Genomic DNA, 23,863 nt, shown 5'->3' on the forward strand with positions numbered 1-23,863 from the left:
CAGTAACAGCTGAATAGATTAACCTAGTCCGATTTTTGCCCCGCTGGAGCCTTTCCCCATGCCCATTCGTGAGATCCGTCACCCGCTGATCCGCCACAAGCTCGGCCTTATGCGCCGCGCCGACATCAGCACCAAGAATTTTCGTGAGCTGGCTCAGGAAGTCGGCGCACTGCTGACCTACGAGGCCACCGCCGACCTGACCCTGGAAAACTACGACATTCAGGGCTGGGCCGGTACGGTTTCAGTCGAGAAAATCGCGGGCAAGAAAATCACTGTCGTGCCGATCCTGCGCGCCGGTATCGGCATGCTCGACGGCGTCCTCAGCCTGATTCCGGGTGCCAAGGTCAGCGCGGTCGGCGTGGCCCGCAACGAAGAAACCCTGCAGGCACACACTTACCTGGAAAAACTGGTCCCGGAAATCGACGAGCGCCTGGCAATGATCATCGACCCGATGCTGGCCACCGGCAGCTCGATGGTCGCCACCATTGACCTGCTGAAGAAGGCTGGCTGCAAGGAAATCCGCGCGATGGTTCTGGTCGCGGCACCTGAAGGCATCGCGGCCGTAGAGAAGGCACACCCGGACGTGATGATCTACACCGCCTCCATCGACGAGCGTCTGAACGAACACGGTTACATCATTCCGGGCCTGGGCGATGCCGGTGACAAGATTTTCGGCACCAAACAGAAGGACGCGTAACCCGATGACGCAGCAGGAGTTCAACGATCCACTGTGGCGCACGATTCTTTCCGGCGCGCAAATGCTGTTCGTGGCCTTTGGCGCACTGGTATTGATGCCGCTGATCACCGGGCTCGATCCAAACGTGGCGCTGTTTACGGCAGGCCTTGGCACATTGCTGTTCCAGATTGTCACCGGGCGTCAGGTGCCGGTGTTTCTGGCCTCGAGCTTTGCGTTCATCACCCCGATCATCCTCGCCAAGGGCCAGTTCGGTCTGGCCGCGACCATGGGTGGCGTGATGGCGGCAGGCTTCGTCTACACCTTTCTCGGTCTGGCGGTGAAGATCAAGGGCACAGGTTTCATCGATCGGCTGCTGCCTCCGGTGGTGATAGGGCCGGTGATTATTTCCATCGGTCTGGCCATGGCCCCGATTGCGGCCAACATGGCGATGGGCAAGACCGGCGACGGCGTAGTGCTGATTCCTTATCAGACCGCCATGCTGATTTCGATGCCCGCGTTGCTCACGACTCTGATCGTGGCGGTGTTCGGCAAAGGCATTTTCCGTCTGGTGCCAATTATCTCAGGTGTGCTGGTGGGCTTTGCGCTGTCGTTCTACTTTGGCGTAGTCGACACTAAAAAGATTGCTGACGCGGCCTGGCTGGCACTGCCGCACTTCACCGCACCGGAATTCAATTGGCAGGCGATTCTGTTCATCGTCCCGGTTGCTCTGGCCCCGGCCATCGAGCACATCGGCGGCGTGATCGCAGTCGGCAGTGTGACCGGGCGCGACTACCTGAAAAAGCCGGGCCTGCATCGCACGCTGTTCGGTGATGGCATCGCCACGACAGCGGCAGGCCTGTTTGGCGGCCCGCCCAACACCACTTACGCCGAAGTGACCGGCGCAGTGATGCTGACCAAGAACTACAACCCGCAGATCATGATCTGGGCGTCGTTCTTCGCCATAACACTGGCGTTCATCGGCAAGTTCGGTGCCTTGCTGCAGAGTATTCCGGTGCCGGTAATGGGCGGGATTCTGTGCCTGCTGTTCGGTTCGATTGCCGCAGTGGGGATGAACACACTGATCCGCCACAAGATCGACCTGGCCGAAGCGCGCAATCTGGTGATTGTCTCGGTGACGCTGGTATTCGGGATCGGCGGCGTACTGATCGGCACCGGCAACGGTCCGAACGACTTTGGCCTGAAGGGCATCGCCCTGTGCGCCATTACCGCGATCATCCTCAATCTGGTCCTGCCGGGACATGACAGCTGGAAGCGCAACAAGCCGGATGATCAGTTGCTGTAATGGCTGGAGCGTGAGGCACGATAGTTTGACTATCGTGCGACGCTCCGCGTCGGCATGCCGTTCTGGACGCTTCGCGTCCGATTTTGAAGCTGTGGCGCTGCACAGATCTGTGACGCAGAGCGTCACCCAAGGCATTCCCGCGCTGGAGCGCGAGGAACGATAGTTCTGCGACTATTGCGTGCGACGCATCACAGCATCAGCGGTGCGCGCTCGCATAGTCTGTTCAGCTCTTTCGCCCAGTTGGGGTCGTCGTTCAGGCACGGCACCAGCACCAGTTCCTCTCCCCCCGCTTCCTTGAACTGCTCGGCACCACGGTCGCCGATCTCTTCCAGGGTCTCGATGCAGTCAGCCACGAATGCCGGGCACATGACCAGCAGCCTTTTCACGCCCTGCGCAGCCAGTTCGTCGAGACGCGCCTCGGTGTAGGGTTCGATCCACTTGGCACGCCCCAGACGTGACTGAAACGACACAGACCATTTGCCGTCAGGAATGCCCATGCGCTTGGCGAACGCCGCCGCCGATTGTATGCACTGGGCGCGGTAGCAGGTGGCAAGCACTTCGGCCGGCGCGGTCATGCAGCAATCGTCCTTGAGGCAGTGCTTGCCGGTCGGGTCGAGCTTGTGCAGATGCCGCTCGGGCAAACCATGGAAACTCAACAACAAGTGGTCGTAAGGTTGTTCCAGATGCGGCCTCACGCTCTCCACCAGCGCACTCAGGTATTCAGGCTGATCGTAGAACGGCTGCAAAACCGAGAACTGCATCTTCAACGATTTGGCGCGCACCACGCGCTTGGCCTCTTCGATCACAGTGGTCACTGTGCTGTCGGCAAACTGTGGATAGAGCGGCGCCAGAGTGACTTTCTTGAAGCCCTGCTCTGACAGGCGCGTCAGCACCGTTTCGATAGACGGCTCGCCATAGCGCATCGCCAGCTCGACCGGCCCGTGCGACCACTCTTTTTTCATCGCCTGCTGCAGGCGCTTGCTCAGCACCACCAGCGGCGAACCTTCATCCCACCAGATGGACGCATAGGCATGCGCGGACTGCTCTGGTCGTTTGATCAGAATCAGCGAGACCAACAGCCTGCGAACGGGCCACGGCAGGTCGATCACATAAGGATCCATCAGGAACTGGTTCAGATAGCTGCGCACATCTGCCACTTGAGTAGAAGCAGGTGAACCCAGATTGACCAGCAACAAAGCGTGATCGGTCATGCAACATCCTATTTCAAAGCGTTCAGTGGCGACCCAGCAAATCTTGCAGGGCAGTGTCGAGTTCGGTGTACTTGAATGTGAAACCGGCTTTCTGCAAACGCTCTGGCCGGGCACGCTGACCACCGAGCAGCAGCACCGAAAGTTCGCCCAGCAATACTTTCAGGGCCAGCGCAGGCATAGGCATGAATGCCGGCCTATGCAGAATACCTGCCAGTGCCTTGGCAAACTGACGATTGCGCACCGGTGATGGCGCACAAACATTATAAGGACCCTTTGCTTCATTCAGATTCAACAGAAAATCAATCGCCGCAATTTGATCGTCAATATGAACCCAGGGCATCCACTGCCTGCCATTGCCAATAGGCCCGCCCATGCCGAATTTGAAGGGCGGTAACAGGCGTTGCAGGAAGCCGGCGCGGTCCGACAGCACCAGCCCGGTACGGATAAGCACCACGCGCACACCCAGCGACTCGGCACGTTGCGCGGTTTCTTCCCAGGCGTTGCACAGCTGACTGGCAAAATCTTCTTTGGCAGGCAGTGAAGTTTCATCGATTTCACGCTCGCCGCTGTCGCCGTACCAGCCGACCGCAGAACCGGAAATCATCAGCGCAGGTTTTTGCGAGCGGGTGCCCAGCCAGGTCAGCAGTTGTTCGGTCAGCCCGATGCGGCTGTCCCACAGCAGCAGGCGACGCTTGCGGGTCCAGGGGCGATCCGCAATAGGCGCGCCCGCCAGATTGACGATTGCATCCACCGGCTGCGCACCCAGCTCATCAAGGCTGGCAATGCCACGCACCGAGGCGCCGCATAGCTCGGCGACATCGGCGGGTTTTCGGCTCCATACCGTCAGTTCATGGCCCTGAGCAGACCAGAAACGGCAGAGCGCTCGTCCTATCAAACCAGTACCACCGGTCAGCAATATGTGCATGGCAGATAACCTCGCGTGGCGTACGTGACAATTGAGTAGTCTTATTTTTACCAGTGACGATCTCCGTGACGCTTGTCCGGAAAACGAAACTGTCAGTTGAACCATAGGCCACAGCTTAATGGAGCGCAGCCATGAGGCCCTTGCCTTTATGGCTGCCCCGTTCGACCCTCAAAGCAGCAATGTGACTCAACAGGCAAATTCCAAAACCACTGCAAGTTATACCAAAGAAGAAGATTGTACAGGTTTTAACTACGGCGTAGTCTGTACAGACAAGGTAACGAGGCCCCTATGACTGTCCCTATCGCAATCATCGGTACCGGTATCGCCGGACTCTCAGCAGCCCAGGCGCTTACATCAGCCGGGCATCAGGTGCACCTTTTCGACAAAAGCCGCGGCAGCGGCGGTCGAATGTCCAGCAAGCGCAGCGACGCAGGTTCGCTGGACATGGGTGCACAATATTTCACCGCTCGTGACCGGCGTTTCGCCACCGCCGTGAAGCAATGGCAGGCTCAAGGGCACGTCGCCGAGTGGACGCCCTTGCTCTACAACTTTCACGGCGGCAGGCTCAGCCCATCGCCGGATGAGCAGGTGCGCTGGGTGGGCGAGCCAGGCATGAGCGCCATCACCCGCGCCATGCGCGGCGACTTGCCAGTGTCATTCTCGTGCCGCATCACCGATGTGTTTCGCGGAGAGCAGCACTGGAACCTGCTGGATGCCGAAGGCGAAAACCACGGCCCTTTCAGCCATGTGATCATCGCCACCCCGGCACCGCAGGCCACTGCTCTGCTGGCTGCCGCACCGAAGCTGGCAAGTGTGGTGGCAGGCGTCAAGATGGACCCGACCTGGGCAGTGGCCCTGGCCTTCGAAACACCCTTGCAAACGCCCATGCAGGGTTGCTTCGTGCAGGACAGCCCGCTGGACTGGCTGGCCCGCAACCGCAGCAAACCGGGGCGCGACGACACGCTCGATAGCTGGGTCCTGCACGCCACCAGCCAATGGAGCCGGCAGAACCTCGACGCCTCCAGAGAACAGGTTATCGAACACTTGCACGGCGCATTTGCGGAATTGATCGATTGCGCCATGCCCGCGCCGGTATTCAGCCTGGCGCACCGCTGGCTGTATGCACGACCTGCCGGCTCTCATGAATGGGGCGCGCTGTCGGATGCCGACCTGGGCATTTATGTCTGTGGCGACTGGTGCCTGTCGGGTCGCGTCGAAGGCGCCTGGCTGAGTGGCCAGGAAGCGGCACGCCGACTGCTGGAACACCTGCAATGAATCAGATCAACCCTCGCAAACTGCTGCTGTCGAAATGGACCGCAGCCACCCCGCTCAACCGGGAAAAACATTTTCTGGTGACTGAGCTGTTCAAGGATGAAGAAGGCACTGTGCTGGAAATCGAACTGCAGGCCGTGCTGACCCAGCGCAGCGAACGACTGCCGTGGCAGGTGCTGCAGCAGGCGGATACATGGCGGATGGGCTGGAAGTAGCGGGTTTGCCCGGATTCGGATGATTATCGTGCCGATGCTCCGCGTCGGCATGCAGTTCGTGACGCTCTGCGTCACAGGATGCGTGCGAACGCAGCTTTGGCACTGGCCAGTTCAGAGCAGTCTTCAAAACCCTCTACAAAGAATTTGACTTGTACACCTATCCCCCTATGATGAAGACAAGTTGTACAGCGCGAACTATCTGTACAAGTCTTCTGTAGAGGTGACCGATGCCAATGTCCGCAATCGAAAAACCCAAGCTCGGCATCAGTGCCTGCCTGATGGGTGCCGAGGTTCGTTTCAATGGCGGCCACAAGGAGTCCCATCTGTGCACGCGGGCACTGAGCAAGTATTTTGATTTCGTCCAGGCGTGCCCCGAGGTCGCTATCGGCATGGGCATCCCGCGCGAGCCGATCAGGCTGGTGGGCGACGCGGAAAACCCCAAGGCGCTGGGCACCGTCAATCGTGAGCTGGACGTTACCGAGGCGCTCGCCAATTACGGCATACAGATGGCCGAGGAGCTGGGTGATATCTGTGGTTACATTTTCATGCAGAAATCCCCGTCCTGCGGCCTGGAGCGAGTCAAGGTCTACCGCGAAAACGGCGCCCCGGTAGACGGTGGCGGTCGTGGTATCTACGCGCAGGCCTTTTGCGAGCGCCACCCCAACCTTCCGGTCGAGGAAGACGGGCGTCTGAATGACGCTGTGCTGCGGGAAAATTTCGTGACCCGTGTGTTTGCCTATGCCGCCTGGCAGCAATTGTTGAAAGACGGCGTCACCCGGCGTGCACTGACCGAATTTCACTCGCGCTACAAATACCAGCTGATGGCCAATGACCCGGTGCAATACAAGGCACTGGGCAAAATGCTTGGCAGCATGGGCCGCACCGACCCGAACGAAATCGCGCCGCTGTATTTCAGCGAGCTGATGGCGGCGCTGAAGAAGTGCGCAACGCGTCGCACTCATACCAACGTCCTGCAACACCTGTGCGGCTACTTGAAACAAACCATCAGTGCCGAGGACAAGCAGGAAATTCAGGAAGTGATCAGCCAGTATCACCAAGGCATCGTCCCCCTGATCGTACCGCTGACCCTGCTCAAGCATCACTTTCGCCAACATCCGGATCCGTATGTAGCGCTGCAGGTGTACATGCAGCCCCATCCGGAAAACCTCAGCCTGCGTAATGCGATTTGACTCATGAATGAAACAGACACAGAGGTGCCGGGCGACTGGCTGCCTATCCGCGAGGTCGCACGGCAGACAGGCGTCAACGCCGTTACCTTGCGCGCCTGGGAACGCCGTTACGGACTGATCGTTCCGCACCGCACCGCCAAAGGCCATCGGCTGTATTCGGACGAGCATGTGCAGCGCGTCATGAAGATTCTGACCTGGCTCAACCGTGGCGTCTCCGTGAGCCAAGTCAAAGGCCTGATCGATGACAACCGTCAGGACGCCCTGCCGCCGACCAACGACTGGGACGCCTTGCGTCAGACCCTGCTGGTGGCGATCGGCGAGTTGGCTGAACGCCGGGTTGATGACGTGTTCAATCAGGCGATGTCGCTGTACCCGCCACGCACATTGTGCGAACAGCTGCTGTTGCCGCTGCTTGCCGAACTGGAGCAGCGCTGGCAAGGCAAGTTCGGCGCACAGCTGGAGCGCACTTTTTTCTACTCTTGGCTACGCAGCAAGTTTGGCGCGCGGATCTATCACAACAATCGCCAGCTCAATGGCAGCCCTTTGCTGCTGGTCAATCAGTCCGATCTGCCGCTGGAACCACACCTGTGGCTCGCGGCCTGGCTGGTGAGCAGTGCCGACTGCCCGGTCGAGGTGTTCGACTGGCCATTGCCGGTCGGTGAGCTGGCGCTGGCCGCGGAATACCTTAAGCCACGTGGCATATTGCTGTACTCCAGCAAAGCCCTGAATGTGGCCCAACTGCCCCGCTTGCTGGCCAATATCACCTGCCCTGTGGTGCTGAGCGGACCAACGGTGCAGATCCATAACGCCGAGCTGCTCGTACAGGCTAGCGAGATAGCTGGACTGACCCTTGCCCACGACGCACTCGGCGCGCAGATAGAGCTGGGCAAGCTCGGACTTATCTAAGGACTTCTCATGCAACTGATCTGGCTGCGTAGCGACCTGCGCGTTCACGATAATACTGCCCTAACCGCTGCCATGGAGCGCGGTCCGACGCTGGCGGTTTACCTGCTCAGCCCAGCACAGTGGCGCAGCCACGACGATGCTGACTGCAAGGTGGATTTCTGGCTGCGTAATCTGGTCGAGCTGGAAAAGGCACTGGGCGCGCTGAACGTACCGCTGTTGATTCGCGAGGCCGATACCTGGGATCAGGCACCTGAAGTGCTGTCGACACTGTGCACGCAGCTCAAGGTCGAAGGCCTGCACCTCAATCAGGAATACGGCATCAACGAAACACGCCGTGATCAGGCGGTGCAGAAGGCGCTGGAAAAAGCCGGTGTGCAGGTCACCAGTTACCTTGATCAGCTGTTGTTCAAGCCGGGCAGCATACTGACCAAGACCGGCAATTATTTCCAGGTATTCACTCAGTTCAAGAAAGTCTGCTACAACCGGATGAACCAGGCCATGCCGCAGCCGGTGCGCACACCCAAAGCCCAGCAATCACTGTCGATCAAGAGCGACTCGATCCCTGATCAGGTCGAGGGCTTTGCCACGCCCTCGAAAGCATTACGTGACCTGTGGCCAGCAGGCGAGGCCGAAGCCAGGCGGCGCATGGCGACCTTCGCCGACGCGCAAATCAGTTACTACAAGACCGAACGCGACTTTCCCGCCAAACCCGGCACCAGTCAGCTGTCAGCGTATCTGGCGGCAGGGGTGATTTCGCCGCGCCAGTGCCTGCATGCGGCGCTGGGCAGCAACCAGGGGGAATTCGAGACCGGCGACGTTGGCACTGTGACCTGGATCAACGAGCTATTATGGCGAGAGTTTTATAAACACACGCTGGTCGGCTACCCTCGTGTATCACGGCATCGTGCCTTCCGCCCGGAAACCGAGGCGTTGAAGTGGCGCGATGCCCCCGAAGAACTGCTGGCGTGGCAAGAGGCGCGTACCGGTCTGCCGATTATTGACGCAGCGATGCGCCAGTTGCTGGAAACCGGATGGATGCACAATCGGCTAAGGATGGTCGTTGCGATGTTCCTCACCAAAAACCTGTTGATCGACTGGCGCGAGGGCGAGCGGTTTTTCATGCGCCACCTGATCGACGGCGACCTGGCGTCGAACAATGGTGGCTGGCAGTGGAGCTCGTCCACCGGCACCGACTCGGCGCCCTACTTCCGTATTTTCAACCCTTTGTCGCAGTCGGAACGCTTCGACCCCGAAGGCCTGTTCATCAAGCGCTGGCTGCCAGAGCTCGCCGATCTGAATAAAAAGCAGATTCATGACCCCGCGTCCATCGGCGGCCTGTTTGGCGCTGCCGACTACCCGAAACCTATCGTCGATATGAGCAAAAGCCGCGCCCGCGCCCTGGCAGCGTTCAAAGCGCTTCCGGCCCGCCAACCCGCTGCGGGAATCGAACATGACTGATTTCCTGCCTCGCTTCGCCGAAGGTTTTGCCGCACTGAACAAGGACAACCTTGATCAGATCGCCGAGCTGTACAGCGACGACGTGTCGTTCAGCGACCCGATGCATGACATACACGGCCTCGCCGCCATGCGACGTTATTTCGACGAGCTGTATGCCAACGTCCAGGATCTGCACTTCGACTTTCATGCCTTCGATGAAGTGCGCCCCGGCGAGGGCTATCTGGTCTGGACCATGAGCTATTCGCACCCGCGTCTGGCTGGGGGCCGGACGATTCGTGTCGAAGGCTGTTCGCACCTGAAGTGGCACGACAAGGTTTATCGACACCGGGATTACTTCGATGCCGGTGCATTGCTCTACGAACATCTGCCCATCATGGGTCGAGTCATCCATTGGCTGAAGAAGAGGTTGGGATGAGCACTCCTGTTGCACGACGCATCTGGTTGACCGGAGCTAGCAGCGGCATTGGTCTGGCGCTGGCCAAAGAACTGCTCAACGCCGGACATCGGCTGGCGTTGACCGCCCGTACGCTTGAACCGCTGCAGAACCTGGCGACTGTTTACCCGACCCAGGTGCTGCTGGTGACAGGCGACATCACCGAGCCTGCGCAGGTCAAGGCCATGGCCGACCTGATCGCGCAGCAATGGGGCGCGCTGGACACCGCCATCTTCAACGCGGGTACCTGTGAATACATCGACGTGCGGCAGTTCGAAGCGGCAATGGTCGAGCGCGTGGTGCGCACCAATCTGCTGGCCAGCAGTTATTGCATCGAGCAAGCACTGCCGCTGCTACGCAAGGGGCATCAGCCTCACCTGGTCGGCGTGGCCAGTGCGGTGACCTACCTGGCGCTACCCCGCGCAGAAGCCTATGGCGCCTCGAAAGCCGGCCTGCGTTATCTGTTCGAAGCGCTGCGTCTGGACCTGGCCAGCGAGAACATTGACGTGACCGTGGTCAGCCCAGGATTCGTCGACACGCCCCTGACGCAGAAAAATGATTTCCCCATGCCGATGCGCTGGCCTGTCGAGAAGGCCGCCAAACATATCGCCAGCAAACTGGGGCGCAACAAACGCCCACTGGATATCGCGTTCCCGGCGCTGTTCATTTTCAGCATGCGCGCGCTGGCAATGCTCCCGGCACGCGCCAGACTGGCCCTCGGCAAACGTATGGCGCGGACCGAGTCGTCGAATAAGGATGCGCAATGAAAATCGCCGTCATTGGTAGCGGGATCGCTGGCCTGACCAGTGCCTACCTGCTCAACCGCGCGCATGAGGTGACAGTGTTTGAGTCCTCCGACTGGGTCGGCGGGCACACTCATACGGTGGACGTGCAGGTCGAAGGCCGGGCTTACGCCATTGACACCGGTTTCATTGTATTCAACGACTGGACCTACCCCAATTTCATTCGCCTGCTGAGTCTGCTGGGTGTTGGCTTCAAGCCCGCCGAAATGAGCTTTTCGGTGCATGATCCGCGCACTGGCGTGGAATATAACGGCAACAACCTTAACAGTCTGTTCGCCCAACGCAGCAACCTGCTGTCGCCCAGGTTCTGGGGCATGCTGCGCGATATCCTGCGTTTCAATCGTCAATCGGTCGACGACCTGGAAAACCAGCGTATCGCGGCCGACACCACGTTGGGCGAGTACCTGAAGAGCGGCGGCTACGGGCAGCGTTTCATCGATCATTACATCGTGCCCATGGGCGCGGCCATCTGGTCGATGTCGCTGGCCGACATGCTCGGCTTTCCCCTGCAGTTCTTCGTGCGCTTTTTCAAGAATCACGGCCTGCTCTCGGTCACCCATCGGCCGCAATGGTGCGTGATCGAAGGTGGCTCCAGAAGTTATGTCGAACCGTTGACGGCGTCGTTCCGCGAGCGGATTCGTCTGTCATGCCCGGTCACACGGGTCGAGCGCGACAGTGACGGTGTGACGCTGCACAGCGCCATGGGCAGCGAACGCTTCGACAAAGTCGTGTTTGCCTGCCACAGCGATCAGGCCCTGGCCCTGCTGGCAAAACCCTCAAGTGCCGAGCAGTCGGTGCTCGGCGCACTGCGCTATGCCGAAAACGACGTGGTGCTGCACACCGATACACGACTGCTGCCCGAGCGCAAACTGGCCTGGGCCAGCTGGAACTACAGGCTCGGCGGCAGCGAACAGCAATCGGCAGCCGTCACTTATGACATGAACATCCTGCAAGGGATCGACAGCGACACAACCTTTTGCGTCAGCCTCAACCAGACCGCTGCCATCGACCCGACAAAAATCCTCGGCCGCTACCGTTACGCGCACCCGCAATACAGCCTTGATGCAATCGCCGCGCAGGCGCGCTGGGAAGAAATCAATGGCGTCGACCACACTTGGTACTGCGGCGCGTACTGGGCCAACGGCTTTCACGAAGACGGCGTGGTCAGCGGCTTGCGTGTCGCCCAGGCGTTTGGTGAAACGCTGTGAACAGCGCGCTCTACAGTGGCTGGATCAGCCACCGGCGATTTGCGCCGCGTGCCCATGAGTTCACCTATCGGATAGGCCTGCTATATCTGGATCTGGATGAACAGGACAGCGTGCTGGGGCTTTCGCCACTGGCTGGCAGCAAGCGTTTCGCGCCCTTCTCGTTCCGCGAGCGTGACTACCTGCCAGCGCTGACCGGGCAAGGCATGAGCCTCATAGAGGCGGTCCGCGAGCAGGTTGGCAAAGCGCTGGGCCGCGTACCATCAGGTCGTGTCTGCCTGCTGACCCAGGCACGCAGCTGGGGCTTGTCGTTCAATCCGGTAAGCTTTTTCTACTGCCATGAGGCAGACGGCACACTGGCAGGCATTCTCTGTGAAGTCACCAACACACCGTGGGGCGAACGCTACAGCTATGTGCTGCCCGCGACAGGTGAAGGACATCAGTATTTCGCGGTGGCCAAGGCCTTTCACGTTTCACCGTTTTTGCCGCGCGACCTTGAATACCGTATGAGCTTCAGCCAGCCCGCCGAGCGGATTGGTGTGCACATGGCTGACTGGCAAGGCGAACTGAAAATGTTCGACGCCACGCTCAACCTGACCCGCCAGAACCTCAGCCGCCAGACGCTGCATCGTTACCTGATCGCTTACCCGTGGATGACCGCCAAAACCTGTCTGGCGATTTACTGGCAGGCGATGCGTCTGCTGGTCAAGCGCATACCCATTTTTTCTCATCAGGCCGCCGACGGCGAGTACCGTGCTGCCGCCGCGCAAACCAAGGACTCACGCCATGAAAAGCAGTAGCAGTAGTTTTTCTGCCAATCTGGGCACCAATGGTCTGACGGCCAATATCCTGCGCCGAGGTGTGTTACGGCAATTAGCAGGACTGCGCAACGGCCAGTTGGTGGTTATCGAACGGGGTGAGCGCCATGTGTTCGGCAAGAACAACGCGCTGATTCAGGCTGAAATCCACATTCTTGATTCGGCAGCATGGGGCATGGTTGCCAGCAACGGCTCCATCGGCGCTGGCGAGGCGTTTATTCACGGCTACTGGACTACCCCGGACCTGACGGCAGTGGTGCGGGTATTTGTCAGCAATCTGGATGTGCTGGATGCAATGGAAGGCGGCGTGGCTCGCCTGACCCGTCCGTTCATTCATGCCCTGCACTGGCTAAATCGCAATACACGCGAAGGCTCGCAGAAAAACATCGCTGCCCATTACGACCTGGGCAACACGCTGTTCGAGCAGTTTCTCGACCCGACGATGATGTACTCCGCCGCACAGTTCCTCAGCGAGGACGACACGCTGGAACAGGCGCAGTTGAATAAACTGGAACGCATCTGTCAGAAGCTGGCCCTGAAACCTGAAGATCACCTGCTGGAAATCGGCACAGGCTGGGGCAGCATGGCTATTTATGCTGCGCAGCATTACGGCTGCCGGGTGACCACCACGACCCTGTCCAGAGAACAGTTCGCCTACACCGAGCAGCGCCTGATCGAACTGGGCCTGCAGGAACGCGTCACGCTGCTGCTGACCGACTACCGGGACCTGACCGGTGAATATGACAAGCTGGTGTCCATCGAGATGATCGAAGCGGTCGGCCATCGTTTTCTGCCGACGTACTTCAAGCAATGCGCGAACCTGCTCAAAAGCAACGGCATGATGCTGCTGCAGGCGATCACCATCCGCGAGCAGCGTTATGCTCAGGCCAAACGCAATGTGGACTTCATCCAGCGCTACATCTTCCCCGGTGGTGCTCTGCCCTCGGTGGCGAAGATGCTGGACATTGTCGGCAGCGATACCGACATGAACCTGCTGCACATGGAAGATTTCGGCCTGCACTACGCGCGCACGCTGCGCCTGTGGCACGACAACTTCAAACACGCGCACGGCAAACTGGCCGAACTGGGTTACGACGAACACTTCCTGCGCCTTTGGGAGTTCTATCTGTGCTACTGCGAAGGCGGCTTTCTGGAGCGGACCATCGGTACGGCGCAGCTGCTCCTGGCCAAACCCGATGCCCTGCGAGAACCCTTGCTTGGGCGCTTCAATGCTTAAATCAATCGCCAACGCGCTGCTCTTTCAGATCGGCTGGTTCGCCTGCGTATTGGGCGGTAACAGTTACTGGCTGCTGATTGCAGTCGGCGTGCTGGCGGGGCATTTTCTGTGGACCAGCTCATGGGCAGCGGAAGGCCGGCTGATCCTGACGGTTACGTTAATCGGTATCGTGCTCGACAGTGCCTTGATGACACTCGGCGTTTTCGACTTTGGCAGCGGCGGCTACCTGCTGCCGTTGTGGCTGGCGGTTTTGTGGGCGGTGCTGGGCACGACGCTCAATCATTGCCTGGCGTGGACCGCAAAGCCGCTATGGCGCGCCGCCGTGCTGGGCGCTATTGGCGGCCCGATGTCGTACTATGCCGGCTCACAACTGGCTCAGGTCCACCTTCCCCTCGGAGTGTGGCCTGGCATGCTGGTGCTGGGGCTGGTCTGGGCGGGGCTGTTTCCCTTGCTGCAATGGCTGGCAGCACGCGCAGCCAGACAATCGGGAGAAACGCTCTGAACGCTACGCTCATTCCGCTCGCAGACATTCACAGCGAAACGGAAGTCACCTGCTCGACCTGCGCAGCTTGCTGTTGCCAACTGGAAGTGATGCTCATCACCGACACGGGCGTGCCTGAGCGCTACATTGATACCGACGAGTGGGGTGGCGAGGTCATGCTGCGTCTGGACGACGGCTGGTGTGCAGCACTGGATCGCAACACCATGATGTGCACGATCTACGAGAAACGCCCGCTGATCTGCCGTGAGTTCGAAGCCGGAGCAGAAGACTGCCTGAACGAACGCAAAGGGATTGCGACGGCGTATCTCTGATCAGTGTTGCCTGGTTGATAACTATCGTCCCCACGCTCCGCGTGGGAATGCAGTTCGTGACGCTCCGCGTCACATGGCGGCTCTTCGACATCAGGTGAATTGGTGCCCGACTCAGGTCACCTTTTCGCCCCTCGGCGAGTTACTTTGATGAGGCCAAAGTAACCAAAGCCTTTCGCTCCTGTTTCCGGCCCGACTTCGTCGGGTTCCTTCGCCCTGTCACTGATCCGGGGGCCGCCGCAACGGGCCATCCTTGGCCCGGTGCAGCTTGCTCGGCGTCCTGCCTCGCATCCCCCGGATCAGCGTCAGAGCTCAGCCGTCACTAACGTCGCACTCTGCGTTGTCAGTGCCATCGCGATAAAAAAGCATTTTATGCGCAATGGCTTTTGGGCAGGGCATTACGTTGTGCTGCAGCGAAGCGTTGGCACGAATGCCAGTCAAATCAGAACGGCATCTTGTAGTGCAGTGCGTAGCTTTCTATACCGTCGTTCGGCTCTTTGATGCCGGCGTTGGAATAGTGAGTCGCGCGGATGCCGACTTCATGCCCGCCCGCGAAGCGCAGACCGAAACCAATGCGGTCTTCGAAGTTGAAGGCAGAACCGAACTTGCGATCTTCAACCTGGGTGTTGGAGAACACCGAGACGCCGATACCGGCTTCTACGTAAGGCTTGACGTTGCCGTTGCCGAACTCGTAGACCAGAACTGGGGAGAACGACAGGCTGTGGTTATCCTTGTAGTCCTTGCCATCCCAATAGGTGTAAGCGCCATCCCAGTAGCCGGTCAAACGGCCGATGTCGCTTTGCAGCCAGGTTTTATCCCAATCGAACTGCACGCCCAGACGATAAGTCATGGTCGACTCGCCGGTCTGACCGACCGAAAACTCAACATCATCAGCCTGCGCGATTGAAGCTTGCCCTGCCAAAGCGGCCGCAATCACGGCCAGGCAAAAGAGTCTCTTCATGAGAAACGTCCTAATTATATTAAATTGTACGAAAAGTGTTGGAATTCATCAGCCGCTTTTATAGAAGCCGCGGAGGCGACGTTAGTTCACCCCAAAAGCGCCTTTTTTCACGTTTTTTTTACAAACGGAAGCTTCTCACATTGCCAGGACTTTGCGACAAAAAAGGTAGGATTTTTCTGAAATTGTCCGGAATGTCACTAGACCAATACACAGTATCTCGCGCGTCGCCAGTGGCAAGAAGGCTGGAACGCGACAAAAGACGCTGTAACTGACGCGCTACCGCAGCCCCGGTGTCGATCAGGGTGACCGATTCGGGAAGCATCTCCCGCAACAAAGGTTTGAGAAACGGGTAGTGAGTACAGCCCAGAATGATCGTGTCACAGCGCGCTGCCAGCAGCGGCTCGACATAATGCAGCAGCAATTGACGGATTTTCGGACTGAGCAGATCACCGGTTTCGATCAGTTCGACCAGCCCTGGGCACGGCTGGGTCACGACCCGAACATCGTTGGCAAATCGGTCCAGCAACGCCGCAAACCGGGCGCTTTGTAGCGTTCCGGTAGTCGCCAGCACACCGACAACACCGCTGCGGGTCGCCTCGGCAGCAGGTTTGACAGCAGGCTCCATACCCACAATTGGCCAGTCCGGGTAGCGTTGACGAATGTGCGCCACGCCCGCCGCCGTTGCGGTGTTGCAGGCGACGACCAGTGCCTTGGCACCCTGCTCGCGGAAGAATCCCGCAATTGTCAGGCACCGCTCGGTAATGAATTCAGGGGTCTTTTCGCCATAAGGAATATGCCCGCAGTCCGCCAGATAGAGCAGTGACTCGCTGGGCAGCAACTGGCGGATTTCATTGAGCACTGAAAGGCCACCGACCCCGGAATCAAAGATTGCGACAGGCGCATCGCTGGCATGGCTCATCTGCATGTCAGGCATGTTCGCTCTGCCCGCTTGCTGCACTGCAAACGCTGCACGCCGGGTCGCGCTTGACTTTCAGTTCACGGAAACGGGTACTCAAGGCATCAATCAATAACAGTCGCCCGACCATTGGCTCGCCAAAACCGGCCAGCAGCTTCAAGGCTTCGAGTGCTTGCAGGCTGCCAACCAGGCCAACCAGCGGCCCGATGACACCGGCCTCGCTGCAGGTCAGTTCGGCTTCGCTGCCGTGACCGTACAGGCAGTGGTAACACGGGCTGTCCGCACGACGCGGATCGAACACCGACAACTGCCCTTCAAGCCGAATGGCAGCACCGCTGACCAACGGCTTGCCGGCAGCGACACAGGTGGCATTGACCGCTTCGCGGGTGGCGAAATTATCCGAGCAATCCAGCACCAGATCGACAGCCTGCACCGCCGCCTCCAGTGAGTCGGTATCCAGCGCTGAGCGATGGGCGACGAGAGTGATCTCGGGATTGATCGCCTTGAGCCGGGCCAGAGCCGAATCTACCTTGGCCTGTCCGATGCTCTGGGTATCATGAATGATCTGGCGTTGCAGGTTGGTCAGGTCGACGTGATCAAAATCCGCCAGATGCAGTTCACCGACCCCTGCGGCGGCCAGATAAAGGGCCACCGGCGAACCAAGCCCGCCGACGCCGACGATCAGCGCGCGACTTTGCTTGAGGCGCAGCTGGCCGTCGATATCAACGTGTTGCAGCAGAATCTGGCGACTGTAGCGCAGCAGCTCCTGATCACTCAGCACGGCTTGCATCCGAACGTGATGCGCTCGTGCTCACCCAGATCACGGCGGGTCTGGATGCGCTCGAAACCATGACGGATCAACAGTTCGCGCACCGCCGGACCTTGATCGTAACCGTGCTCCAGCAGCAGCCAGCCATCGGCGCTGAGGTGCACCGGTGCGTCGGCAATGATCGTGCGCAAATCGTCCAGCCCGTCGGAACCGGCAGTCAACGCGCTACTCGGCTCGAAACGTACATCACCGGCCGACAGATGCGGATCAGCGTCAGCGATGTACGGCGGGTTACTGATGATCAGATCAAACTGCTGCCCTTCCAGAGCACTGAACCAGTGGCTGTTGAGCACTTGGGCGTTATCCAGTTGCAGACGCTGGCGGTTGCGTTCGGCCAGCGCCACCGCTTCAGGCACACGGTCGACCGCTGTGACTTTCCATTGTTGGCGCTCGTTGGCCAGCGCCAGCGCAATCGCCCCAGTGCCGGTGCCCAAGTCAAGCACCTTGGCGGGCGCGAACGCAGGCACCAGTTCCAGCGCTGCCTCGACCAGCATTTCGGTCTCTGGCCGCGGGATCAAGGTATGCGGCGCTACTTCCAGATCAAGCTTCCAGAAACCTTGCTGACCGAGAATGTAAGCCACCGGTTCGCCCGTGCGTCGACGCTGCAAATAACCTGCAAAGGCCAGCGCAGCCTCGGTGCTGACGATGCGCTCAGGCCAGGTGTGCAGAAAGCTGCGCGGTTTGCCCAGCGCTGCCGCCAGCAGCAGCTCTATGTCGAGCCGCGCGGTCGGTGAATCGGGAAGCTCGGCGCTTCTTAACAAACTTGCGATGATGGTCATTTACTCACCCAGTGCCGCAAGTTGATCAGCCTGATATTCAGCGAGTAGCGGCTCTATCACTGCATCGACCCCGCCCGCCAGAACTTCATCCAGCGAATACAGCGTCAGGTTCACGCGGTGATCCGTCACTCGCCCTTGAGGGAAATTATACGTACGAATACGCTCGGAACGATCACCCGACCCCACGAGCAGCTTGCGCTCGCTGGCGATGGCGTTGGCCGCCGCGCTGGTCTGCTGATCATTCAGTTTGGCAGATAGCCAGGACATTGCCCGGGCCCTGTTCTTGTGCTGCGAACGCTCTTCCTGGCATTCGACGACAATACCCGATGGCAAGTGGGTAATGCGGATCGCCGAGTCGGTTTTGTTGACGTGCTGACCACCGGCCCCTGAGGAGCGATAGGTGTCGACACGCAGGTCGGCCGGGTTGATCTCGATCGCCTGTTGCTCGTCAGGCTCCGGCAGCACTGCAACCGTACAGGCAGACGTGTGGATGCGACCCTGCGACTCGGTCTCGGGCACGCGCTGCACACGGTGCGCGCCGGACTCGAATTTCAGCTTGCCGTAGACGCTGTCCCCCTCGACGCGCGCAATGACTTCCTTGTAGCCGCCATGCTCGCCTTCGTTTTCGGACAGAATTTCCACCCGCCAGCCACGCCGCTCGGCGTAACGCGAGTACATGCGAAACAGGTCACCGGAGAAGATCGCGGCTTCATCACCGCCGGTGCCCGCACGGATCTCTAGAAACACGTTGCGGCCGTCGTTCGGGTCCTTGGGCAACAACATGCGCTGCAATTGCGCTTCCAGCTCGACCAGTTGCTGTTTTGTTTCGCGAACTTCCTCGACGGCCATTTCGCGCATGTCCGGGTCGCTGTCCTTGAGCAGCGCCTGCGCGCCCTCCAGATCACCCTGCACCCTGATCAGCTGTTGGTAAAGCGCAACGACCGGCTCCACTTCGGCGTACTCACGGGAATAGGCGCGAAAGCGTGTCTGATCGCTGATCACTTCGGCATCGCCGAGCAGCGCGGTCAGTTCCTCGAAACGGTCGCTGAGGACATCCAGCTTATTGAGCAGTGAAGCTTTCATTGCGGGGTTTTATCCGTCGAGCCCTCACCGAGGGCAAAAAGTTCCTGGGCCATGGCCAGCGCATCGACGCGACCTTCGGAAGACAGCTTCTTGAGCTGCACGCTGGGTGCGTGCAGCAATTTGTTGGTCAGACCGCGTGCCAGCTGGATCAATACGTCCTCGGCATTACTGCCGTTGGCCAGCATACGTTGCGCCTTGCTCAGTTCTTCGTCACGCAGCCGTTCGCTTTGCTGACGATAGGCGCGCAACACATCGACCGCCGCCAGTTCACGCAGCCGCGACATGAAGTCTTCGGCACCCACGCTGACCAGCTGCTCGGCAGCCAGTGCAGCCCCCTGGCGACTCTTGAGATTTTCTGCCACCACTTCGTGCAGATCATCAACGCTGTACAGGTAAACGTCGTCCAGTTCGCCGACTTCAGGCTCGATATCCCGCGGTACGGCAATATCGACCATGAAAATCGGTTTGTGCTTGCGCAGTTTCAGCGCACTTTCCACGGCCCCCTTGCCCAGGATCGGCAACTGGCTGGCGGTGGAGCTGATCACGATATCGCTGTTGACCAGCTCGGCCGGGATATCCGACAGCAACACCGCATGGGCACCGAACTCGGCAGCCAGCATGCTGGCGCGCTCCAGCGTACGGTTGGCAACCACGATACGCTTGACGCCCAGGTCATGCAGATGCCGGGCGACCAGAGTAATGGTCTCGCCCGCACCGATCAACAAGGCCTGACTGCGTTGCAGGTCACTGAAAATCTGTTTGGCCAGACTGACCGCGGCGAAGGCCACGGACACCGGGTTTTCACCAATTGCAGTGTCTGTACGCACCTGTTTGGCAGCGCTGAACGTGGCCTGAAACAGACGTCCCAGTAACGGCCCGACCGTTCCGGCCTCGCGCGCAACGGCATACGCAGACTTCATCTGGCCAAGAATCTGCGGCTCGCCGAGCACCAGGGAGTCGAGCCCCGAAGCGACACGCATCATGTGTCGCACGGCGGCATCGTCCTCATGGACGTAAGCGCTGGCGCGCAGTTCTTCCAGGCTGAGGTGATGGTAATTGGCAAGCCAGGCAAGAATGCTGTCCGCACCGAGATGCTCGTGCTCGATGTACAACTCGCTGCGATTACAGGTTGAAAGAATCGCAGCCTCGCGACTTTCGGTCAGGTGGCAAAGCTGCTGCAACGCCTCCACCAACTGTTCCGGGGTAAATGCCACGCGCTCGCGAACGTCGACCGAGGCGGTCTTATGATTGATACCGAGTGCAAGGAAGGCCATTCAGGGTCGCAGGTGGTGACGTTAAGCCGGTAATTGTCCTACTTCAATAAGCTCAGAACAACCACCACATATTATTGTCCCACTACAATCGATCGTCACAGCCTGCGTTTTCAGGCTCGCGACACTGCAAACACACGCATTGCATCAGTTTTTCCGACGGCTGTGGGTTTTGCCAACAGCCTTGTGTCATGATGCTCCCACCGCAGGTAAGCCGCCCTTCTTATATATGAATAGATCCTCCGCGTTGTTCCTTGCTCTTGCCTTTCTAGGCGGCTGCCAGTCAATGGCCCCCGCCTCGTCACAGCCCGTGCCCGCTCAGAAAGACGCCCCTCCCGCGCCTGAAGCCAAGCCGAAGGTCTATGGTTCGTTCACTCAGGACACCCTGGTCAGCCTGTTGAGCGCGGAGCTGGCCGGCCAGCGCAACCGCTTCGACATCGCCCTGGATAACTACGTTACCCAGGCGATCAAGACTCAGGACCCGGGGGTCTCCGAACGCGCCTATCAGATCGCCGAATACATGGGCGCTGATCAGTCTGCGCTGGAAACCGCGCTGATCTGGGCAAGAAACGCACCGACCGACCTTGAAGCGCAACGCGCCGCAGCCATTCAACTGGCGCGCGCGGGACGTTACGACGATTCTCTGGTGTACATGGAGAGAGTCCTGCAGGGTCAGGGCGACACGCACTTCGACTTTCTGGCACTGTCCGCGGCCGAAACCGATCCGGACACCCGCAACGGCCTGCTCAAAAGTTTTGATCGGTTGCTGGGCAAATACCCGAACAACAGCCAGCTGATTTTCGGCAAGGCGCTGTTGCTTCAGCAGAATGGTGACGCCGAACAGTCGTTGAAGCTGCTGGAAGACAACCCGCCCAAAGAAGGCGAAATCGCGCCCATACTGCTGCATGCCCGTCTGCTGCAAAGCATGAACCGGGGCAAGGAAGCGGTGCCCCTGCTTGAGAAAAGCATCAAGAAATACCCGGACGACAAACGCCTGCGCCTGACGTATGCGCGCATGCTCGTTGAGCAAAACCGCATGGAAGACGCCAAAGTGCAGTTTTCCGCCCTTTTGCAGCAATATCCGGATGACGACGAGCTGCGCTTCTCGCTGGCCTTGGTATGCCTTGAAGCCAAGGCTTGGGACGAAGCAGCTGGCTACCTGGAAGAACTGATCGTCCGTGGTGCACACGTCGATTCAGCGCATTTGAATCTCGGCCGCATCCACGAAGAACGTGAGGACCAGCAAAGCGCGCTCAACGAATACGCTCAGGTCGGTCCGGGCCCGGACTTTCTGGCGGCTCAATTGCGCCAGGCCGATATTCTGGTCAGCAATGGCAACGGCGCAGAAGCGGCCAAACGCCTGGCTGAAGCACGTGCCGAAGAGCCCGATTTCGCCATTCAGCTGTACCTGATCGGGGCCGAAACCCTGACCAGCAATGATCAACTGGATCGCGGCTGGCAGGTGCTGAACACGGCACTCAAGCAATACCCGGACGACGCCAACCTGCTCTATACCCGCGCCATGCTGGCTGAAAAGCGCAATGATCTGGCGCAGATGGAAAAAGACCTGCGCAGCATCATCAAGCGCGAGCCGGAAAACGCCATGGCGCTGAATGCACTGGGCTACACCCTCTCCGATCGCACCACGCGTTACGCCGAAGCCCGCGAACTGATCGAGAAAGCCCATCAGATCAGCCCCGACGATCCGGCGGTTCTCGACAGCCTTGGCTGGGTGAATTACCGCATGGGCAATCTGGATGCTGCCGAACGCTACCTGCGCCAGGCGCTCGAACGCTTCCCTGACCACGAAGTAGCCGCACATCTGGGAGAAGTACTCTGGGCCAAAGGCGAACAGCGCGAAGCCCGGAAAGTATGGGCCAAGGCCCTGGAACAACAACCCGACAGCACCGTCCTGCGCAGCACACTGCGACGCTTGACCGGTTCAGAGACCCTTTGACGTTATGTTTTTGCGCCACGTAATCGTATTCAGCCTCATCGCCCTGCTCACCGGCTGTGCCGGTCTCACTTCCCGCGAAGCCGTTCAGGGCAAGGGCGACCCCGCGCAATGGCGCGAACACAAACAGCAACTGAGCAGCCTCGATGGCTGGCAGATCAACGGCAAGGTCGGTATTCGTGCGCCGAAGGACTCCGGCAGCGGCACCCTGTTCTGGCTGCAGCGTCAGGATTACTACGATATCCGCTTGTCCGGTCCGCTCGGCCGTGGCGCAGCACGACTGACCGGCAGGCCCGGCGCTGTCGCGCTTGAAGTCGCCAACCAGGGCCGCTACGAAGCCACAACGCCGGAAACACTGCTTCAGGATCAACTGGGCTGGAAACTGCCGGTTTCCCACCTCGTATGGTGGGTGCGCGGTTTGCCGGCACCGGACAGCAAAAGCAACGTGACGCTTGATGGCGACAGCCGTCTGGCCAGCCTTGAACAGGACGGCTGGCAGGTGGAATACCTCAGTTATGTCGAACAGAATGGCTATTGGCTGCCCGAACGCGTCAAGCTGCACGGCCAGGACCTCGATGTCACGCTGGTCATCAAGGACTGGCAGCCTCGCAAACTCGGGCAATGACCATGACTGCATTACAAGACATGGCCACACCCCAGCTGGTTTTGCCTGCCCCGGCAAAGCTGAACCTGATGCTGCACATTCTGGGACGCCGCCCGGACGGCTACCATGAGCTGCAAACCCTGTTTCAGTTTCTCGATTATGGTGACGAACTGGGCTTTACCGTTCGTGAGGACGGCGAAATTTGTCTGCAGACCGATGTACCCGGCGTCCCGCATGACAGCAATCTGATCGTCAAAGCCGCCCGCGCGCTGCAAAAACAGTCCGGTTGCACGCTGGGCATGGATATCTGGCTGGAAAAACGCCTGCCCATGGGCGGCGGCATTGGCGGCGGCAGCTCGGATGCTGCCACCACACTGCTGGCGCTGAATCATTTGTGGCAGCTTGGCTGGGATGAAGATCGTCTGGCGCAACTGGGCCTGACTCTGGGCGCTGATGTACCGGTTTTTGTCCGTGGACACGCCGCATTTGCTGAGGGTGTCGGGGAAATTCTCACCCCGGTTGACCCCGAAGAACCCTGGTATTTGGTGCTCGTTCCGCAAGTCGCTGTAAGTACAGCAGAAATTTTTTCAGATCCGTTGTTGACACGCGACACGCCGCCCATTAAAGTGCGCCCCGTTCCCAAGGGAAACAGTCGAAATGACTGTAAGGCGGTTGTAGAGAGGCGTTACCCAGAAGTACGTAACGCTTTGAATTTTTTAGGTAATTTTACCGAAGCAAAATTAACCGGAACTGGAAGTTGTGTGTTTGGGGCCTTCCCAAACAAAGCTGAAGCTGATAAAGTCTCGGCCCTTCTTACAGAGACCCTTACGGGGTTCGTAGCGAAAGGAAGTAACATTTCGATGTTGCATCGCAAGCTGTAAATTCTGTAACAGGAATTGAGTGCCAAGCACTCGATTGATTCAATACAGGGGCGTCGCCAAGCGGTAAGGCAGCAGGTTTTGATCCTGCCATGCGTTGGTTCGAATCCAGCCGCCCCTGCCATT

Annotated in this window: 25 protein-coding genes and 1 tRNA gene; 18 read left to right on the forward strand and 8 right to left on the reverse strand. The window is 59.3% G+C overall.

The window, feature by feature from the left end; all coding sequences use genetic code 11:
• The first annotated feature begins 58 nt into the window (after positions 1–58).
• Both upp and LJU29_RS22015 read left to right on the forward strand, forming a co-directional pair.
• Positions 59–697, forward strand: coding sequence for a uracil phosphoribosyltransferase (upp, locus tag LJU29_RS22010; RefSeq protein ID WP_002552170.1), 639 nt, complete (start codon positions 59–61; stop codon positions 695–697).
• A 4-nt stretch (positions 698–701) separates the two neighbouring features.
• Positions 702–1,979 carry a uracil-xanthine permease family protein gene (locus LJU29_RS22015; protein ID WP_002552169.1) on the forward strand — a complete coding sequence of 426 codons (1,278 nt, stop codon included), beginning with the start codon at positions 702–704 and terminating at the stop codon, positions 1,977–1,979.
• A gap of 188 nt (positions 1,980–2,167) precedes the next feature.
• Here LJU29_RS22015 and hemH read toward each other — a convergent pair whose 3' ends face one another.
• Both hemH and LJU29_RS22025 read right to left on the reverse strand, forming a co-directional pair.
• Positions 2,168–3,190 carry a ferrochelatase gene (hemH, locus tag LJU29_RS22020; protein WP_004660393.1) on the reverse strand — a complete coding sequence of 341 codons (1,023 nt, stop codon included), beginning with the start codon at positions 3,188–3,190 and terminating at the stop codon, positions 2,168–2,170.
• A gap of 22 nt (positions 3,191–3,212) precedes the next feature.
• On the reverse strand, positions 3,213–4,115 hold the full coding sequence (locus LJU29_RS22025; protein ID WP_002552166.1) for a TIGR01777 family oxidoreductase: 903 nt from the start codon (positions 4,113–4,115) through the stop codon (positions 3,213–3,215).
• Between the two features lie 288 nt (positions 4,116–4,403).
• On the opposite strand from LJU29_RS22025, the gene LJU29_RS22030 reads away from it, so the two are divergent.
• The 12 genes from LJU29_RS22030 to LJU29_RS22085 all read left to right on the forward strand — a co-directional run bounded on the left by LJU29_RS22030 (position 4,404) and on the right by LJU29_RS22085 (position 14,465).
• Entirely contained in the window at positions 4,404–5,390 is a 987-nt protein-coding gene (locus LJU29_RS22030; protein ID WP_004660400.1) for an NAD(P)/FAD-dependent oxidoreductase, read from the forward strand.
• Positions 5,387–5,602: a TIGR02450 family Trp-rich protein gene (locus LJU29_RS22035; RefSeq protein WP_002552164.1), complete on the forward strand. Its 216-nt coding sequence runs from the start codon at positions 5,387–5,389 to the stop codon at positions 5,600–5,602. Before LJU29_RS22030 ends, LJU29_RS22035 begins: the two co-directional genes overlap by 4 nt.
• 233 nt (positions 5,603–5,835) lie before the next feature.
• The gene (locus LJU29_RS22040) at positions 5,836–6,792 is read left to right on the forward strand and encodes a YbgA family protein (protein WP_004663916.1); all 957 of its coding nucleotides are present in this window, start codon (positions 5,836–5,838) and stop codon (positions 6,790–6,792) included.
• Positions 6,793–6,795: 3 nt separating this feature from the next.
• Positions 6,796–7,698, forward strand: coding sequence for a MerR family transcriptional regulator (locus LJU29_RS22045; RefSeq protein WP_005733601.1), 903 nt, complete (start codon positions 6,796–6,798; stop codon positions 7,696–7,698).
• A 9-nt stretch (positions 7,699–7,707) separates the two neighbouring features.
• Entirely contained in the window at positions 7,708–9,156 is a 1,449-nt protein-coding gene (gene phrB / locus LJU29_RS22050) for a deoxyribodipyrimidine photo-lyase (protein ID WP_257111197.1), read from the forward strand.
• Positions 9,149–9,571: a nuclear transport factor 2 family protein gene (locus LJU29_RS22055; RefSeq protein WP_054996051.1), complete on the forward strand. Its 423-nt coding sequence runs from the start codon at positions 9,149–9,151 to the stop codon at positions 9,569–9,571. The genes phrB and LJU29_RS22055 overlap by 8 nt, the downstream gene beginning before the upstream one ends.
• Positions 9,568–10,356: an SDR family NAD(P)-dependent oxidoreductase gene (locus LJU29_RS22060; protein ID WP_044294119.1), complete on the forward strand. Its 789-nt coding sequence runs from the start codon at positions 9,568–9,570 to the stop codon at positions 10,354–10,356. Before LJU29_RS22055 ends, LJU29_RS22060 begins: the two co-directional genes overlap by 4 nt.
• The gene (locus LJU29_RS22065) at positions 10,353–11,600 is read left to right on the forward strand and encodes an NAD(P)/FAD-dependent oxidoreductase (RefSeq protein ID WP_122359070.1); all 1,248 of its coding nucleotides are present in this window, start codon (positions 10,353–10,355) and stop codon (positions 11,598–11,600) included. The genes LJU29_RS22060 and LJU29_RS22065 overlap by 4 nt, the downstream gene beginning before the upstream one ends.
• Entirely contained in the window at positions 11,597–12,397 is an 801-nt protein-coding gene (locus tag LJU29_RS22070) for a DUF1365 domain-containing protein (protein ID WP_004663913.1), read from the forward strand. The genes LJU29_RS22065 and LJU29_RS22070 overlap by 4 nt, the downstream gene beginning before the upstream one ends.
• Positions 12,384–13,652, forward strand: a complete 1,269-nt coding sequence (locus LJU29_RS22075; RefSeq protein WP_005746219.1) for an SAM-dependent methyltransferase — start codon at positions 12,384–12,386, stop codon at positions 13,650–13,652. Before LJU29_RS22070 ends, LJU29_RS22075 begins: the two co-directional genes overlap by 14 nt.
• Positions 13,645–14,154, forward strand: coding sequence for a DUF2878 domain-containing protein (locus tag LJU29_RS22080; RefSeq protein ID WP_257111198.1), 510 nt, complete (start codon positions 13,645–13,647; stop codon positions 14,152–14,154). Before LJU29_RS22075 ends, LJU29_RS22080 begins: the two co-directional genes overlap by 8 nt.
• Entirely contained in the window at positions 14,109–14,465 is a 357-nt protein-coding gene (locus tag LJU29_RS22085) for a YkgJ family cysteine cluster protein (RefSeq protein WP_044294123.1), read from the forward strand. The genes LJU29_RS22080 and LJU29_RS22085 overlap by 46 nt, the downstream gene beginning before the upstream one ends.
• A 439-nt stretch (positions 14,466–14,904) precedes the next feature.
• Here the strand turns inward: LJU29_RS22085 and LJU29_RS22090 are convergent, their stop codons facing one another.
• From LJU29_RS22090 to hemA, 6 genes are all read right to left on the reverse strand, one after another.
• Positions 14,905–15,423: an acyloxyacyl hydrolase gene (locus LJU29_RS22090; protein ID WP_257111199.1), complete on the reverse strand. Its 519-nt coding sequence runs from the start codon at positions 15,421–15,423 to the stop codon at positions 14,905–14,907.
• Positions 15,424–15,541: 118 nt separating this feature from the next.
• On the reverse strand, positions 15,542–16,357 hold the full coding sequence (murI, locus tag LJU29_RS22095; RefSeq protein WP_005777964.1) for a glutamate racemase: 816 nt from the start codon (positions 16,355–16,357) through the stop codon (positions 15,542–15,544).
• A complete protein-coding gene (locus LJU29_RS22100) occupies positions 16,350–17,120 on the reverse strand; it encodes a molybdopterin-synthase adenylyltransferase MoeB (RefSeq protein ID WP_162266881.1) in 771 nt (256 codons plus the stop codon). The genes murI and LJU29_RS22100 overlap by 8 nt, the downstream gene beginning before the upstream one ends.
• Positions 17,114–17,947 (reverse strand): peptide chain release factor N(5)-glutamine methyltransferase, encoded by an 834-nt coding sequence (gene prmC / locus LJU29_RS22105; RefSeq protein ID WP_005746222.1) that lies wholly within the window; start codon positions 17,945–17,947, stop codon positions 17,114–17,116. Before prmC ends, LJU29_RS22100 begins: the two co-directional genes overlap by 7 nt.
• The gene (prfA, locus tag LJU29_RS22110; protein WP_002552150.1) at positions 17,948–19,030 is read right to left on the reverse strand and encodes a peptide chain release factor 1; all 1,083 of its coding nucleotides are present in this window, start codon (positions 19,028–19,030) and stop codon (positions 17,948–17,950) included.
• Complete coding sequence (gene hemA / locus LJU29_RS22115; RefSeq protein WP_257111200.1) at positions 19,027–20,304, reverse strand: glutamyl-tRNA reductase; 1,278 nt, start codon at positions 20,302–20,304, stop codon at positions 19,027–19,029. Before hemA ends, prfA begins: the two co-directional genes overlap by 4 nt.
• Positions 20,305–20,530: 226 nt before the next feature.
• Between hemA and LJU29_RS22120 the strand changes: the two genes are divergently transcribed.
• The 4 genes from LJU29_RS22120 to LJU29_RS22135 all read left to right on the forward strand — a co-directional run bounded on the left by LJU29_RS22120 (position 20,531) and on the right by LJU29_RS22135 (position 23,861).
• Positions 20,531–22,258, forward strand: coding sequence for a tetratricopeptide repeat protein (locus LJU29_RS22120; RefSeq protein WP_257111201.1), 1,728 nt, complete (start codon positions 20,531–20,533; stop codon positions 22,256–22,258).
• 4 nt (positions 22,259–22,262) lie between these two features.
• A complete protein-coding gene (lolB, locus tag LJU29_RS22125; RefSeq protein WP_004660426.1) occupies positions 22,263–22,880 on the forward strand; it encodes a lipoprotein insertase outer membrane protein LolB in 618 nt (205 codons plus the stop codon).
• 20 nt (positions 22,881–22,900) lie between these two features.
• A complete protein-coding gene (gene ispE, locus LJU29_RS22130) occupies positions 22,901–23,740 on the forward strand; it encodes a 4-(cytidine 5'-diphospho)-2-C-methyl-D-erythritol kinase (protein WP_257112845.1) in 840 nt (279 codons plus the stop codon).
• A 46-nt stretch (positions 23,741–23,786) separates the two neighbouring features.
• Positions 23,787–23,861 (forward strand) — tRNA-Gln (locus LJU29_RS22135).
• The last annotated feature ends 2 nt before the right edge of the window (positions 23,862–23,863 follow it).

It is taken from the genome of Pseudomonas ficuserectae (assembly GCF_024584585.1).
GTDB classification, from domain to species: Bacteria; Pseudomonadota; Gammaproteobacteria; order Pseudomonadales; family Pseudomonadaceae; genus Aquipseudomonas; species Aquipseudomonas amygdali.